The sequence below is a fragment of the uncultured Maribacter sp. genome, assembly GCF_947500405.1.
In the GTDB taxonomy this organism is placed as follows: Bacteria; Bacteroidota; Bacteroidia; order Flavobacteriales; family Flavobacteriaceae; genus Maribacter_B.
The window spans coordinates 228,756-242,025 of record NZ_CANMRY010000001.1 but is presented as its reverse complement, the minus strand read 5'-3'; the positions used below and the strand labels follow the sequence as shown (position 1 = coordinate 242,025).

At 30.3% G+C, this 13,270-nt stretch carries 16 protein-coding genes; 10 read left to right on the top strand and 6 right to left on the bottom strand.

What is annotated here, in order from left to right; genetic code table 11:
- Nucleotide 1: 1 nt before the first annotated feature.
- On the bottom strand, nucleotides 2-787 hold the full coding sequence (locus tag Q0945_RS01255) for a diadenylate cyclase (protein ID WP_299429963.1): 786 nt from the start codon (nucleotides 785-787) through the stop codon (nucleotides 2-4).
- 83 nt (nucleotides 788-870) lie between these two features.
- Nucleotides 871-1,302, bottom strand: a complete 432-nt coding sequence (locus Q0945_RS01250) for an Lrp/AsnC family transcriptional regulator (protein WP_299429961.1) — start codon at nucleotides 1,300-1,302, stop codon at nucleotides 871-873.
- A gap of 276 nt (nucleotides 1,303-1,578) precedes the next feature.
- Here Q0945_RS01250 and Q0945_RS01245 point away from each other — a divergent pair, with 276 nt between their 5' ends.
- The gene (locus Q0945_RS01245) at nucleotides 1,579-2,508 is read left to right on the top strand and encodes a glyoxylate/hydroxypyruvate reductase A (RefSeq protein WP_299429959.1); all 930 of its coding nucleotides are present in this window, start codon (nucleotides 1,579-1,581) and stop codon (nucleotides 2,506-2,508) included.
- 2 nt (nucleotides 2,509-2,510) lie between these two features.
- Nucleotides 2,511-2,924: a VOC family protein gene (locus Q0945_RS01240; RefSeq protein WP_299429957.1), complete on the top strand. Its 414-nt coding sequence runs from the start codon at nucleotides 2,511-2,513 to the stop codon at nucleotides 2,922-2,924.
- 7 nt (nucleotides 2,925-2,931) lie between these two features.
- Here Q0945_RS01240 and folP read toward each other — a convergent pair whose 3' ends face one another.
- On the bottom strand, nucleotides 2,932-3,759 hold the full coding sequence (gene folP / locus Q0945_RS01235) for a dihydropteroate synthase (RefSeq protein ID WP_299429955.1): 828 nt from the start codon (nucleotides 3,757-3,759) through the stop codon (nucleotides 2,932-2,934).
- A gap of 102 nt (nucleotides 3,760-3,861) precedes the next feature.
- Between folP and Q0945_RS01230 the strand changes: the two genes are divergently transcribed.
- The 6 genes from Q0945_RS01230 to Q0945_RS01205 all read left to right on the top strand — a co-directional run bounded on the left by Q0945_RS01230 (nucleotide 3,862) and on the right by Q0945_RS01205 (nucleotide 7,977).
- Complete coding sequence (locus Q0945_RS01230; RefSeq protein WP_299429953.1) at nucleotides 3,862-4,410, top strand: DUF1599 domain-containing protein; 549 nt, start codon at nucleotides 3,862-3,864, stop codon at nucleotides 4,408-4,410.
- A 1-nt stretch (nucleotide 4,411) separates the two neighbouring features.
- Nucleotides 4,412-5,509 carry a BT_3928 family protein gene (locus Q0945_RS01225; RefSeq protein ID WP_299429951.1) on the top strand — a complete coding sequence of 366 codons (1,098 nt, stop codon included), beginning with the start codon at nucleotides 4,412-4,414 and terminating at the stop codon, nucleotides 5,507-5,509.
- Nucleotides 5,510-5,515: 6 nt separating this feature from the next.
- Nucleotides 5,516-6,010, top strand: coding sequence for a thioredoxin family protein (locus tag Q0945_RS01220; RefSeq protein ID WP_299429949.1), 495 nt, complete (start codon nucleotides 5,516-5,518; stop codon nucleotides 6,008-6,010).
- Nucleotides 6,011-6,015: 5 nt separating this feature from the next.
- Nucleotides 6,016-6,765 carry a triose-phosphate isomerase gene (tpiA, locus tag Q0945_RS01215; RefSeq protein WP_299429947.1) on the top strand — a complete coding sequence of 250 codons (750 nt, stop codon included), beginning with the start codon at nucleotides 6,016-6,018 and terminating at the stop codon, nucleotides 6,763-6,765.
- 78 nt (nucleotides 6,766-6,843) lie between these two features.
- On the top strand, nucleotides 6,844-7,680 hold the full coding sequence (gene prmA, locus Q0945_RS01210; protein WP_299429945.1) for a 50S ribosomal protein L11 methyltransferase: 837 nt from the start codon (nucleotides 6,844-6,846) through the stop codon (nucleotides 7,678-7,680).
- Between the two features lie 21 nt (nucleotides 7,681-7,701).
- On the top strand, nucleotides 7,702-7,977 hold the full coding sequence (locus tag Q0945_RS01205) for an ATP-dependent Clp protease adaptor ClpS (protein WP_299429943.1): 276 nt from the start codon (nucleotides 7,702-7,704) through the stop codon (nucleotides 7,975-7,977).
- A 1-nt stretch (nucleotide 7,978) separates the two neighbouring features.
- On the opposite strand, the gene Q0945_RS01200 is transcribed toward Q0945_RS01205, so the two are convergent.
- From Q0945_RS01200 to Q0945_RS01190, 3 genes are all read right to left on the bottom strand, one after another.
- Nucleotides 7,979-8,392 carry a DUF6691 family protein gene (locus tag Q0945_RS01200; RefSeq protein ID WP_299429941.1) on the bottom strand — a complete coding sequence of 138 codons (414 nt, stop codon included), beginning with the start codon at nucleotides 8,390-8,392 and terminating at the stop codon, nucleotides 7,979-7,981.
- A 3-nt stretch (nucleotides 8,393-8,395) separates the two neighbouring features.
- Nucleotides 8,396-8,953, bottom strand: coding sequence for a YeeE/YedE thiosulfate transporter family protein (locus Q0945_RS01195; RefSeq protein ID WP_299429939.1), 558 nt, complete (start codon nucleotides 8,951-8,953; stop codon nucleotides 8,396-8,398).
- Between the two features lie 106 nt (nucleotides 8,954-9,059).
- Nucleotides 9,060-9,281 carry a hypothetical protein gene (locus tag Q0945_RS01190; RefSeq protein ID WP_298487780.1) on the bottom strand — a complete coding sequence of 74 codons (222 nt, stop codon included), beginning with the start codon at nucleotides 9,279-9,281 and terminating at the stop codon, nucleotides 9,060-9,062.
- A 1,212-nt stretch (nucleotides 9,282-10,493) separates the two neighbouring features.
- On the opposite strand from Q0945_RS01190, the gene Q0945_RS01185 reads away from it, so the two are divergent.
- Together Q0945_RS01185 and Q0945_RS01180 are read left to right on the top strand one after the other, a co-directional pair.
- A complete protein-coding gene (locus tag Q0945_RS01185; protein WP_298501655.1) occupies nucleotides 10,494-10,916 on the top strand; it encodes a hypothetical protein in 423 nt (140 codons plus the stop codon).
- A gap of 9 nt (nucleotides 10,917-10,925) precedes the next feature.
- Nucleotides 10,926-13,268, top strand: coding sequence for a TolC family protein (locus Q0945_RS01180; protein WP_299429937.1), 2,343 nt, complete (start codon nucleotides 10,926-10,928; stop codon nucleotides 13,266-13,268).
- Nucleotides 13,269-13,270: the final 2 nt, after the last annotated feature.

The following is a 13,270-nucleotide window of genomic DNA, read 5'->3' as shown; positions in this document are numbered from 1 at the left end:
GTTACACTAAGTCTTCCCTAATCATTTCTATAAGTTCTTGTGTGTCTTTGTAAAGAATAAATTCTCCGTTTTTAATATAGGAAATAAGACCAGTTTCTTCACTAACGACAATAGCAAGTGCATCTGTTTTTTCGGTAATACCAACAGCAGCTCTATGTCTTAACCCAAAGCGTAAAGGAATACTACGCTCATTAGAAACAGGTAAAATAACACGAGTAGCAACAATGTAATTACCAGAAACAATGGCAGCGCCATCGTGTAAAGTGCTATTTTTATAAAATATACTTTCTACTATTGGCTGATTAATTTCTATGTGCATGGTATCTCCAGAAGATTTTACAAAATCTAAAGAGTTGTTACGCTCCAAAACTATGATTGCTCCAGTTTTAGTGGTTGCCATTTTATCGCAAGCACCTATAAGGTCGTCTACATTTACATTTGTAGAAAGGCTTTCTTGTTTTAAGAATTTAAAGTGTTTTATGAAATTTCGTTTGTTAGAAAAATTGGTAGAACCAATCATTAAAAGGAATTTTCGTATTTCTTGCTGAAAAACTATAATAAGCGCAATTAAACCAACTTGCATAAAAGCGCCAACCATGCTACTTATCATTTCCATGCCAAGTAGTTCGGTAAGTTTCCAGAAAGCCCAAACTATAACAATACCAATAAAAATATTTATGGCTACAGAACCTCGAATTAATTTATAAATATAATAGAGTAGAATAGCCACTAAGATAATATCTATAATGTCTGTTATTCTTAAGTCTAGAAAATTTAAAAAATCCAATGAATAATCGTTTTTGTAAAATTAGGGAAAATAAAATCTATTATTAGTGTAACGCTATTTTTTCTAAAATGCTATGTTAAGAACTAAATTTCTGATAAAATAAGAAATGTATTAGTATCTCCAAAAACCATTAGTTGGTCTAAAAGTTTTTGTAAAGCAATTTGGTTCTTTAATACTACTTTTAAATGTATGTTCTGGCTACCAGTAATTCTATGTGCTTCTTTAACTTCTGGAAAATCTTTAATTATTTCTAGAATATGTTTTAGTTGGCCTGGAAAAATTTTAAGTAAAATAAAGGCTTCTAAATCATAACCTAGTTTTTTATTGTCTACAGTAATACTATATTTCTGTATAATGCCTAAATCTTCCATTTTCTGAACACGTTCCCTTACTGCAGAAGGAGATAGGTTTATTTTTCTTCCTAAATCAGCAAAAGACAATCTAGAATTATCTTTTAAAAATCGTAATAATTGCATATCAATAGTGTCAACCATGGAATCTGTCTTAATTTTCATAAAATTAAACTTTTTATAGCTAAATTTCATGTTTTGACCAATGAATCTGCTTTAAGTTTTTTGGAATTCAACATACCTTTGCTTTTAAGTTTTTGATAGTAGAAAAAATGATAACAGTTAAAAAGAACAGATTCTAATAATCAAGATTTTTGAAACTAGCTTAAGGAATTAGATGTGGGTTTGGAAATTTATTATAAAGAAGAAAATAGCATCTGTTTTAAAAAAGAGTTAAAATAAAAGGTGGCTACTAGCTTTCCTTCGTAAAATATATTAGTAATGAGCATACTTTTAATTTTTGAAAATAAGAACCCAGATCCATGGTATAAACTATTAAAAGAAAAATTACCAGGGGGCACAATAGAAGTTTATCCAGATGTAAAAGACGCTTCTTTGGTAGATTTTATAGTATGTTGGAAACCTAAAAAAGACATATTTAATAAATATCCAAATGTAAAAGTGGTGCAGTCTGTAGGGGCTTCTATAGACCATATAACAAATTCGCAAACGCTGCAGCCAAATACTGTAGTTACTAGAATTGTTGATACTAAACTAACGCAAGATATGTGGGAGTTTCTAGTGGCAGTAGTTTTAGGAGAACTTAAGAATACAAGTCTTTATATGGCCCAACAAAAAGAAAAAAAGTGGAAGCAGCATAGGTATGCTTCTTTTAAAGATGTTACAGTAACAATACTTGGTTTGGGTAGTATAGGAGGGTATGTGGCTCAGAATTTTTCTGATTTTGGTTTTAAAGTAAAGGGTTGGAGTAATTCTAAAAAACAGCTTTCTGGTGTTACTAGTTTTCATGGAAAAGAAGGGTTTAAAGATTGTTTAAGGGATACTAATTTTTTAATTAACCTTTTGCCTTTAACTAAAGATACAAGAGATATTTTAAATGCAGATATACTGGGAAGCTTAGCAACTAGTGCATTTTTAATTAATGTAGGTAGAGGAGAACATTTGGTCGAGGAAGATTTACTACAACTATTAAACTCTTCTAGGCTATCTGGAGCTTTATTAGATGTTTTTAGAGAAGAACCATTACCAGAAAAACATCCATTTTGGGAACATGGTAAAATTAAAATTACACCGCATGTAGCTAGTCTTACTAATATAGAAAGTGCTGCAGAACAAGTTATAGAGAACTATCGGAATTTTCTAAACAAAAAGACCCTAGTAAATGTAGTTTCATTAAAAAAAGGATATTAAGTATGAACACAGTTTTTCATTTTGCATTTAAAGTAAAAGATATAGAGAGTACTATTTTGTTTTATCAAGATATTTTGGGTTGTTCTTTAGGAAGACAAACTAAAGATTGGGTTGATTTTAATTTTTTTGGCCACCAACTCTCGGCGCACGTTTCTAAAGATATTTCGGACTTAGATTATTGTGGTAAAGTAGAAAATCTTAAAGTTCCCATTCCTCATTTTGGATGTATTTTAGAAGAGGAAGAGTTTAAAAAAATACAAGAAAAGTTAGAAAGTAAAGACATTACTTTTTTAGTAAAACCGCAAACTAGATATAAAGGCAAAAAAGGAGAACAACAGACTATGTTTGTGTTAGATTATAGTAATAATGCACTAGAGTTTAAAAGCTTTAAGAGTAACACTGCTATTTTTGAATAAGCTATTTTTAGTTTTTCTTTAAAGCATTAAATAATTGAACACATTCCACAGCTTCCTTAACATCGTGTACTCGTAAAATATTGGCTCCATGGTTTAAACATACCATGTTTAGTGCAGTAGTGCCATTTAGTGCATTTTTAGCATCGGTCTTTAGTGTTTTGTAAATCATAGACTTTCTACTTAGTCCCGCTAAAATTGGAGCATCTAGGTTTTGTAGTAAATCTAACTTATGTAAAAGTTCATAATTTTGTTCTAAGGTTTTTGCAAAACCAAAACCAGGGTCAATAATAATATCGTTAATACCAGCTTCCTTAGCTTTATATATTTGTTCCGAAAAATAAAAAATAATATCTTTTATTAAATTATCGTAAGTAGTGTTTTGCTGCATATTTTGTGGAGTGCCACGCATATGCATTAAAATATAAGGTATTTTCAATTCGGCAACGGTTGTAAACATATTAGGGTCTAAGTTTCCGCCAGAAATATCGTTTACTATAGCAGCGCCAGCTTCTACGCATGCTTTAGCAACAGAACTTCTAAAAGTATCTATAGATAAAATACAATTAGGAAAAGAGCTTTGTATTTGAGTAACAATAGGCAGTATACGTGCTAACTCTTCTTCTTCGGAAACTGGATTTGCACCAGGTTTAGAACTATAAGCACCAATATCTATAAAAGTAGCGCCATCTTGCAGCATTTTATTGGTTTGTAAAAGAGCATCTTCTATATTTTTAAACTTACCACCATCAAAAAAAGAGTCTGGAGTAACATTTAAAATACCCATAATTTTGGGAGTAGATAAATCTATAAGGTTTTCGTTACAATTAATAGTCATTTTACTAAATAATAGCGTTGTAATTACTTGACAAAGAAAGATTAAATTGAGAACTTTGACGTTTACAATATTTTAAGCGAAATTTACGGAAATTAGATTTACATGCAGCATACTTCGGAACAATATAATGAGGTTATAAAAATTTGTAGAGATTTATTTCAGAAAAAGATGAAAGATTATGGCAGCGCATGGCGTATTCTTAGACTTCCATCTTTAACGGATCAAATTTTTATAAAGGCGCAAAGAATACGAAGTTTACAACAAAACTCGGTTCGTAAAGTAGATGAGGGAGAAGCTTCAGAATTCATTGGCATAATTAATTACAGTATTATGGCATTAATTCAGTTAGAACTTGGTGTTGTAGAACAACCAGATTTGCAATTAGAAAAAGCAGTGGCTCTTTATGATAAACATATTTCAGAAACGAAAACGTTGATGGAAAATAAAAATCATGATTATGGAGAAGCTTGGAGAGATATGCGTGTAAGCTCTTTAACCGATTTAATTTTGCAAAAACTTTTACGCGTAAAGCAAATAGAAGACAATAAAGGAAAAACTATAGTTAGCGAGGGTATAGATGCTAATTACCAAGACATGATTAATTATGCAGTATTTGCTATGATTCATATTAACGAAAACAAGGCTAAATAATATGAAATATTTAGTTGGTTTTTGTAGGCTATTTGTTGGAATTCTTTTTATTATTAGTGGGTTTATAAAGTTAAATGACCCAGTAGGATTTTCTTTTAAGCTGCAAGAATATTTTAGCGAAGCAGTTTTAAATTTAACTTTTTTAGAGCCTTATGCATTATGGGTATCTATAGGCGTAGTTATTTTTGAAGTACTTCTGGGAGTAATGCTCTTGGTTGGTTTTCGTGTAAAATTTACCTTGTGGAACCTTCTTTTAATGATTATTTTCTTTACTTTTTTAACTTTCTATTCTGCTTATTTTAACAAAGTTACAGATTGTGGTTGTTTTGGAGACGCTATAAAACTAACCCCTTGGGAGTCTTTTTCTAAAGATATTATCTTATTAATTTTAATAGTATTTCTTTTTATAAAAAGAAATTTAATAACACCATTATTTAGGCCTTACCCTAATAGAATTGCAGTTGCAATAGCTTTAATATTAAGTGTTGGTTACGGGTATTATGTTTTAAACCATTTACCGGTTATAGATTTTAGGCCATATAAAATAGGAGCAAATATTAAAGATGGTATGGTGGTTCCTGAAGGAGCTCCAGAAGCTGTTTTTGATTATGCTTGGAAATTTAAGGTTAACGGAGTAGAGGAAATACACCATACCAAAGGAGATTACCCAACTGTTGCAGGAGATTTTATAGATGTAGAAACTACAGAAATTCAAAAAGGATATGAGCCACCTATACACGATTTTACTATAGAGCAAAATGGGGAGGATTTTGCAGATTCTTTATTACAAGAACCTAAATTGGTAATGGTTGTTGCGTATGATTTAAGAAAAACGAATACCGATTTTTACGTAGAAATAAAAGAAATGTCTGTTGCAGCAGAGAAAAAAGGGTATAAGATTATAGGTATGTCTGCCTCTGGGCCAAAACAAACACAGGAAATTAGTAAAGCATATAATTTAGAGTTTCCTTTTTACTTTACAGATGAAACTGCTTTAAAAACAATTGTGCGTTCTAATCCAGGAGTTTTAGTGTTAGAAAAAGGAACAATAAAGCAGAAAGTGCATTATAACGATTTAGAAGAACTTTCTTTCAATTAATTACTTATGAGAAAAATTTTAATAGGACTTGTTTTTTTATATGCAAATTTAATGAGCATTAATGCTCAAGAAAAAACTTTTTCAGAAAAGGCTTTACAAGATAAATTAGTTAATTTAAAAGGAGGAGAAGATACTTTTGAAGATGTTTTAGAGGCATTTAAAGGTAAAGTTGTTTTAATAGATATTTGGGCTTCTTGGTGTAAAGATTGTGTTGTTGGTATGCCTACAGTAAAGAAGCTGAAAAATGATTTTAAGGAGGTATCTTTTCTATATATATCTTTAGATAGAACAAAAGAAAGTTGGAAGAAAGGAATAAAAAAATTCGGAATAGAAGATGGAACCCATTATTGGGCAAGTAAAGGATGGAAGTCCGATTTGTTTACTGCTATAGATTTGGATTGGATTCCTCGTTATATGGTGATAGATAAGGATGGTACCATAAAGTTATATAAAGCCATTAAGGCAGGAGATAAAGAGATTATAAAACAACTTACAAAATAAATAAAATGAGAAGTAAAATCGTAGCCGGAAATTGGAAAATGAATAAAAATTTAGCAGAAACAGAAGCTTTATTAACAGAGCTTGCAGCTAAATTACCAGATACTAATGCAGAAGTTATGGTAGCGCCTACTTTTGTAAATTTAGCAACTGCAGTACATAGCTTAGAATCTTCTACTATTAATGCTATAGCGCAAAACATGCATTTTGCAGAAAGTGGCGCATACACAGGAGAGATTTCTGGAGATATGTTAGTAAGTATTGGTGTTAGTACAGTTATTTTAGGACACTCGGAAAGGAGAGCCTATTTTGGAGAGACTGATGAGATTCTTGAAAAAAAAGTAAAAGCAGCTTTAGCTAAGAACTTACGTGTAATGTTTTGCTTTGGAGAAGAGTTGGCAGATAGAAAGTCTGGAAACCATTTTAAAGTTGTAGAAAGTCAAATTAAAAACGCATTATTTTCTTTAGATGCTAGTGCTTGGAGTTCTATTATATTGGCTTATGAGCCAGTATGGGCTATTGGTACAGGAGAAACAGCTTCTGCAGATCAAGCGCAAGAAATGCATGCTTTTATTCGTAAAACAATAACAGAGGCTTATAACGAAGAAATAGCAAACAATGTTTCTATTTTATACGGTGGAAGTGTAAAACCAGCTAATGCAGAAGAGATATTTTCTAAACCAGATGTAGATGGCGGTTTAATTGGAGGTGCTGCTTTAGTTGCCGATAATTTTGTAGATATAATTAAAGCTATTTAGTTTTAGAATAAATAAGTAAAAGCTGTTTAGGAGCTATCTTCTAAGCAGCTTTTTTTAGTACACTTAAAGTAAATAAGTATGGCAAATATCATATATATAGAATATGTTTTTACAGTTTTTCCTGTACAACCAACATCCGATATTTTAATTGCAGAATTAGGAGAAATAGGCTTTGAAAGTTTTGTGGAAAATGAAAATGGTGTTTTAGCATATATCCAAAAAACAGATTGGAAAGAATCTGCTGTAGAAGATATTGCAATACTTAAAAATGAAAATTTTAAAATAGAATATTCTGTAAAAGAAATAGAACAAGAAAATTGGAATGCTACTTGGGAAGAGAATTTTAAAGCCATACAGGTAGGAGATGCTTGTGTAGTTAGAGCTCCTTTTCATGATGCACCTAGAGTGGAATATGATATTGTTATAGAGCCCAAGATGAGTTTTGGAACAGGGCACCACGAAACTACATTTATGATGCTTTCTCATATATTAGAAAATGATTTTAAAGGGAAATCTGTTTTAGATATGGGTAGTGGTACAGGTGTATTAGCAATCTTAGCAGCTATGAAAGGAGCTTCTCCTATAGAAGCTATAGATATTGATAATTGGTGTTATTTAAATGCTAAAGAAAACGTAGAAAGAAATGGGTTTTCTAATATTCAGGTTTTTGAGGGGGATGCTGGTCTATTAACTGACAAAAAGTTTGATGTTATTATAGCGAATATTAATAGAAATATCTTACTAGAAGATATTCCTGTTTATGTAAAAAGTTTAAACCCTGGTGGTACTTTATTTCTTAGTGGTTTTTATTTAGAAGATTTAGATAAGATTACTTCTAAGTGTAAGGAATATTCGTTAAAGTTTGAAAAAAAACTGGAAAAAAATAATTGGGTAGCTGCAAAATATGTATTTTAGTTGTAATAAAACTCTATTATTATGAGCACTAGAGAAGAATTATCAGAAGAGTTATTACTAGAAGAAGAAACGGTAAACCAAAACGAAATTGTTCTATTTAATGATGAAGTAAATACTTTTGATCATGTAATAGATACCCTAATTGCTGTTTGTGATCATACTTCAGAACAAGCAGAGCAATGTTCTTTAATTGTACATTATAACGGTAAGTGTACCGTTAAAACTGGAGAGTTTAAAGATTTAAAACCGCGTTGTACAAGATTATTACAAGCTGGGCTTAATGCTGAAATTATATAGTTTAATGAGGTAACTTACTTTTTAGTAAGCCATATACAAAAGTTCCTAGTGTTGCTGCCGCAATAACAATAAGCATACTAAAAACACCAGTTCCTAAAAGAATATACATTGGCCCAGGACAAGCACCTGCTAAAGCCCATCCTAATCCAAATATAGTACCTCCTAACAAGTAATTTATAAAGCTTTTGTTCTTAGTAGGAATTTTTATTTCCTGCCCTTCTATACTTTTAATTTTAGACTTTTTAATAAGGTAGATAGATAAAATACCCAAACCTACAGCGGAGCCAATAATGCCATACATATGGAAGGATTGAAACTTAAACATTTCAAAAATTCTGTACCAAGAAACAGCTTCAGACTTTACTAAAATTATTCCAAAAAGAATTCCAACAAATAAAAATTTTAAAAACTTCATATTTTAAAAAATTAAGGGTAAAATAAAATGTGTCATTACCAAACCACCAATAAAAAAGCCAACTACAGCAATTAAAGAAGGAATCTGTAAATTACTAAGTCCGCTAATGGCGTGTCCAGATGTGCAACCTCCCGCGTAACGAGCTCCAAAACCAACTAAAAAACCTCCTATAATTAAAACACTCAAGCCTTTTAAAGATAAAATGGCATCCCAACTATATATTTCTGGTGGTAATAAATTTTCACCAGCATTAGAAAACCCTAAGTTTTTTAAGTCTGTTATAGTTTCCACGCTCAAATCTATTGGCGCTCCGTTAGATAAAAATTGTGTAGCAATAAAACCACCAATAATGGCTCCTAATACAACTACTAAATTCCAGCTGTAAGATTTCCAGTCTATTTTAAAAAAATCGGCATATTTATCTGCACCACTAATAGTACAAAGTGTTCTTAGGTTAGATGACATTCCAAAATTCTTTCCAAAAAGAATTAGAATCACCATTACAAGAGTAATTAAAGGTCCAGAAATATACCATGGCCAAGGATTTAATATATACTCCATAATTTTACTAGGGTTTATCTTAAAATATAAAAAGGTGTATAGTTTAAACTATACACCTTTTTATATTTTACATTTTAATGTAAAATAAAATGATTGTTTTAATGTGTTATACTAAAGGCGCACCTTTAAGGCGTTTCTCTATTTTCTTTTTCTTTTCTGTTAAACGCTTCATCATATCCATTAACTCAGAATCTTTAGTTTCCTTATAAATTTCGTTAATTTCTAATATTAAAGCCTTTGCCTCTCTTGATGCTTCAACACGGTCACTAGTAGACATGTTACTCATTTTTCTGGTTTCAAACTCAAGAGCTCTTTCCGTTAAATCCATAAATTAAATTTTTGCTAAAGTTAATATAATATAGAACATTTCCAAATATCATTGTAATTGTTACTTCTTATAAAGCTATTAGGTTTTTATATTTAAGATTTTTTTAAGGATATTAGTGTTGTGTTTAATTGGTTTTAATTTGTTGTTATATAGGTTTTTATGCGTTTTTTGATGCACTTATTGTATTCTTTTTTGTTATAAACAATAGGTGTTAATAAAAGTTTTTTCTATTTCATATAAAAGAGTTTTGTATTAAGAAATGATTAAAAAATATGTTTTATTATTTAATAGAGATCGTTGTATAACCTTTGAAAAGAGATTTTTTTGATTAGTTAATTTTTAAGTTTTGTATCTATTTTTTTGTCGAATTTAGTTTTGAAAAAGTGTTTTTAGGTTTGTTTTTTAGAATTATAAGCTGCTATGGACTTCTATATAAATTATAGTAAATAGCTCCCATAAGGTTTTGGGTGTGTATTTTTTATCCCTTATATCTAGCTGTTCTTCGATAAAGTCTTCTTTTGATTCCTCCAAAACTACGTTGTGCTTAGATACACTGGACTGGATAGTAAAAAAGGGTTTGTACATTCCTAAAAAAATAAAAACCATGTAAATCATAAGACTTACATGGTTTTGTTACCAGTTGAATGGCTTTTTTGTGACCTCGACAGGATTCAAACCTTATGGCTTTATTCCAATGTTTCTAGGCTCTATGCTAAATTCTATGTTTTATGTTGACGGATTGTGAACTCAATCTAATACTCAATATTACTATTTGGTATTTCGTCTAACACAAATGTATATATTTTTGAAAAATAATCTTTTAAAAATTTATTTTCTTTATTAAGCTTGAGACAAAGAAGATCTATCCAAAAATCTTATTTTGTCAGGTTTTAAAAGCGTTTTGAGAGGTTCAAAAAACTAGTGACCCCGAATCAGCTCGTTTTTTAATAAAGCTTTAAGGTTTTAAAGAATTTGACTAGATTTATGAGTGTTTGGCGTTTATTAATTATCAATAAGTATTAAAACTAAACTTTTTTGGTTTAGAGGTTAAAGCCAATATTCAATTTTTTAATGTGATTACTAATAATGAAAAAGTAATTTACTAATATGTTTTTTATCATTAAAAGTTATTCTATTGAGATATTTGCACTAAGTTATTTTATTTAGATATTTGCGCTAAGTTATTTATATTTAAAACAAACAATGGAAAACATGATGATTAAATCCTTTCTAAAAATAGTTGCTTTTATAATTTTTTTAGTAATATTATCTAGCCCAATTTATTCTCAGGAGGATAATGGTCAAGAAAAATCTAAGCGAGTAGATATATTTAAAAGTACAGAAAGAGATAGCTTGCAATTATGGTTTTATGATAGGGCTACCATAATGGGTGTTACTGGAGAGAAAAGAAAGGAATTTTATAATATAATCTTATATCATACTTATAAGATGACGGCTCTAGAAAAAAAAGAAAAAGGATACACTCCCAAAGAAATACGCTCTAAATTCGAAGAGCTTTTACAAAAACAACATTCAGAAGTTAAGCCAATTTTAGATGATAAGCAATATGGTTATTACTTAGATACCTATAAAAAACTTTTAAAAGGTGTCTATGAAAGAAAAGGTTGGAAATAAATTAAAATTATGAAAAAACAATTAGTTGTAGTTGTCTTTCTTTTAGCATCGTTTTTTTCATTTGCTCAAAGTTCAAAGACTATTAATATTGGAGTACTTGTCGATAAGGATTCGAAGGAAAATTTGGCTTTATTCGAAAAGCTTAAAAATGAAATTCGTTCTGTAATGGGACAAGATACTAATATGATTTTTAAAAGTCCTTTAGAGAATAATTATGATTTAGAATTGGCCAAAACAAATTTTATAGCTCTAGAAAAAAGCGAAGTAAATATCATTTTGGCTTTTGGTGTAATTAATAATATAGCTTTATACCAGCAAAAGTCTTATGGCAAACCAGTAATTGTTTTCGGATCTGTTAATAGTGATTTTATTGATTTACCAGCGCAGCAGAATACTACTGGGATAAATAATTTAGCTTATATCATAGCTCCTTTATCTTATAAGAAAGATTTAGAAGCTTTTAATTCTATTTATGAGTTTAAAAAGGTAGGAATTTTAGTAGATGAATATCTTCCTGAAGCACTTCCAGTTAGAGCACTTTTTGATGATTATTTCGCAGATAAAAAAACAAGTTATTCTTTAATTAATATACCTGAAGATGGCAATATAGCTAATTCTTTAGAGGGTATAGATGCTGTATATCTTGCTGGTGGTTTTGCTTTGACCGATGATGCATTTAAAAAAATGGTTAATATAATTAACGATAAAGAATTACCTTCTTTTTCTGCAAACCGTAAATTAGATGTGGAAAAAGGAATTTTAGCAACGAATCAGCCAGCTACCAACTTAGACCAGTTTTTTAGACGATTAGCATTAAATGTAGAGGCAGTTGTGAATGGTACAAATCCTTCAGAATTGCCCTTAAAATTGGATTATAATAATAGACTTTCTTTAAATTTTAACACAGCAAAACAGATTAATTTTCCTTTGCGTTATAGTATGTTGGGTACTGTTGATATTGTGGGAGGAAATAGCTCATATTCTGCAGATAACACATATTCCATAGTAGATATTATGAATGGTGTTGTAAATAAAAACTTAGGACTTGAAGTAGAACGCAAGAACGTTGACCTAAGCACTCAAGACCTTAAAACTGCTAAAAGTAATTTTCTTCCAGATGTTTCAGCAAGTGCAACTGCGGCATATTTAGATCCAAGAGTAGCAGAAATTTCAGGAGGAACTAATCCAGAGTTTTCAACCTCTGGAACCGTTGGTCTACAACAGGTCTTATATTCGGAAAGTGCGGGTGCAGGAATTACTATTCAAGATAATATCCAAAAGGCACAACAAGAAACCTTTAATGCTGCAGAATTAGATGCTTTATTAAATGCATCAGTCGCCTATTTTAATACATTAATACTAAAGACTAATGTAGAAATTCAGGGACAAAACTTAGAGGTAACTAAAAAGAATCTTGAAATATCGGAACAAAATTTTCAGGCAGGTGCATCGAGTAAGTCAGACGTGCTTCGTTTTAGAAGTGAACTTGCCCAAAATATGCAGACCTTAATTGAAGCAGGAAATCAATTGAGTGAGTCCTATTACTCTATAAATCAATTAATGAATAATCCGATTAATTTAGAAATAGATGTAGAAGAAGCTTCTATTTCTGAAGGATTATTTATTAATTATAAATATGATGATTTTAAAGATATTTTAGATAACCCAAAACTTAGACCTTTTTTAATCGAATTTTTAATAAAAGAAGCAAAGTTAAATGCTCCTGAACTTAAGAATATTGATTATAATTTAAGAGCAATACAAAGGAACTATCGTCTTAATTCTTCTGGTAGATTTGTTCCTACTGTGGCACTACAGGGTAATTATAATTTAGCTATTTCGCAATCAGGAAAAGGTTCAGTGCCTGTTTTAGGATCTCCTGTTGCGCCAGACGGAGTATATAATTTAGGCCTTAATGTTTCTTTACCAATATTTCAGCAAAATCAGAGGAATATTAATAAACAAACTGCGAAGATTCAGGAGGATCAACTAAATATTCAAAAAGCTAATACAGATTTAAATATTGAAAATAATATTAATGTATTGGTGCTAGACTTAACTAATGAAATAGCTAATATTGAGATATCAAAAGTCGCAGAAGTTACTGCAAAAGAAAGCCTAGGGCTTACTCAAAGTTCTTATGCAGAAGGAGCTATTCCATTAATTCAATTAATTGATGCACAAACAAATTATCTGCAATCACAGTTGGCTAGTGCTACAGCCAATTATAATTATTTACTAGCTTCAATGCAGTTGGAACGTGCTATTGGTTATTTCTTTTTGATGAATACAGAAGATAGCAATCAGGCATTTATGCAAAGGGCAAATGAATTTATTTTGAATAAAAATTAAAA

Coding starts and splice junctions, on each gene's coding strand:
- Q0945_RS01180 (WP_299429937.1), top strand. CDS start 10,926: ATGAAAAAACAATTAGTTGTAGTTGTCTTTCTTTTAGCATCGTTTTTT.
- Q0945_RS01200 (WP_299429941.1), bottom strand. CDS start 8,392: ATGAAGTTTTTAAAATTTTTATTTGTTGGAATTCTTTTTGGAATAATT.
- folP (WP_299429955.1), bottom strand. CDS start 3,759: ATGACTATTAATTGTAACGAAAACCTTATAGATTTATCTACTCCCAAA.
- Q0945_RS01230 (WP_299429953.1), top strand. CDS start 3,862: ATGCAGCATACTTCGGAACAATATAATGAGGTTATAAAAATTTGTAGA.
- Q0945_RS01240 (WP_299429957.1), top strand. CDS start 2,511: ATGAACACAGTTTTTCATTTTGCATTTAAAGTAAAAGATATAGAGAGT.
- Q0945_RS01205 (WP_299429943.1), top strand. CDS start 7,702: ATGAGCACTAGAGAAGAATTATCAGAAGAGTTATTACTAGAAGAAGAA.
- prmA (WP_299429945.1), top strand. CDS start 6,844: ATGGCAAATATCATATATATAGAATATGTTTTTACAGTTTTTCCTGTA.
- Q0945_RS01225 (WP_299429951.1), top strand. CDS start 4,412: ATGAAATATTTAGTTGGTTTTTGTAGGCTATTTGTTGGAATTCTTTTT.
- Q0945_RS01190 (WP_298487780.1), bottom strand. CDS start 9,281: ATGGATTTAACGGAAAGAGCTCTTGAGTTTGAAACCAGAAAAATGAGT.
- Q0945_RS01185 (WP_298501655.1), top strand. CDS start 10,494: ATGATGATTAAATCCTTTCTAAAAATAGTTGCTTTTATAATTTTTTTA.
- Q0945_RS01250 (WP_299429961.1), bottom strand. CDS start 1,302: ATGAAAATTAAGACAGATTCCATGGTTGACACTATTGATATGCAATTA.
- Q0945_RS01195 (WP_299429939.1), bottom strand. CDS start 8,953: ATGGAGTATATATTAAATCCTTGGCCATGGTATATTTCTGGACCTTTA.
- tpiA (WP_299429947.1), top strand. CDS start 6,016: ATGAGAAGTAAAATCGTAGCCGGAAATTGGAAAATGAATAAAAATTTA.
- Q0945_RS01220 (WP_299429949.1), top strand. CDS start 5,516: ATGAGAAAAATTTTAATAGGACTTGTTTTTTTATATGCAAATTTAATG.
- Q0945_RS01245 (WP_299429959.1), top strand. CDS start 1,579: ATGAGCATACTTTTAATTTTTGAAAATAAGAACCCAGATCCATGGTAT.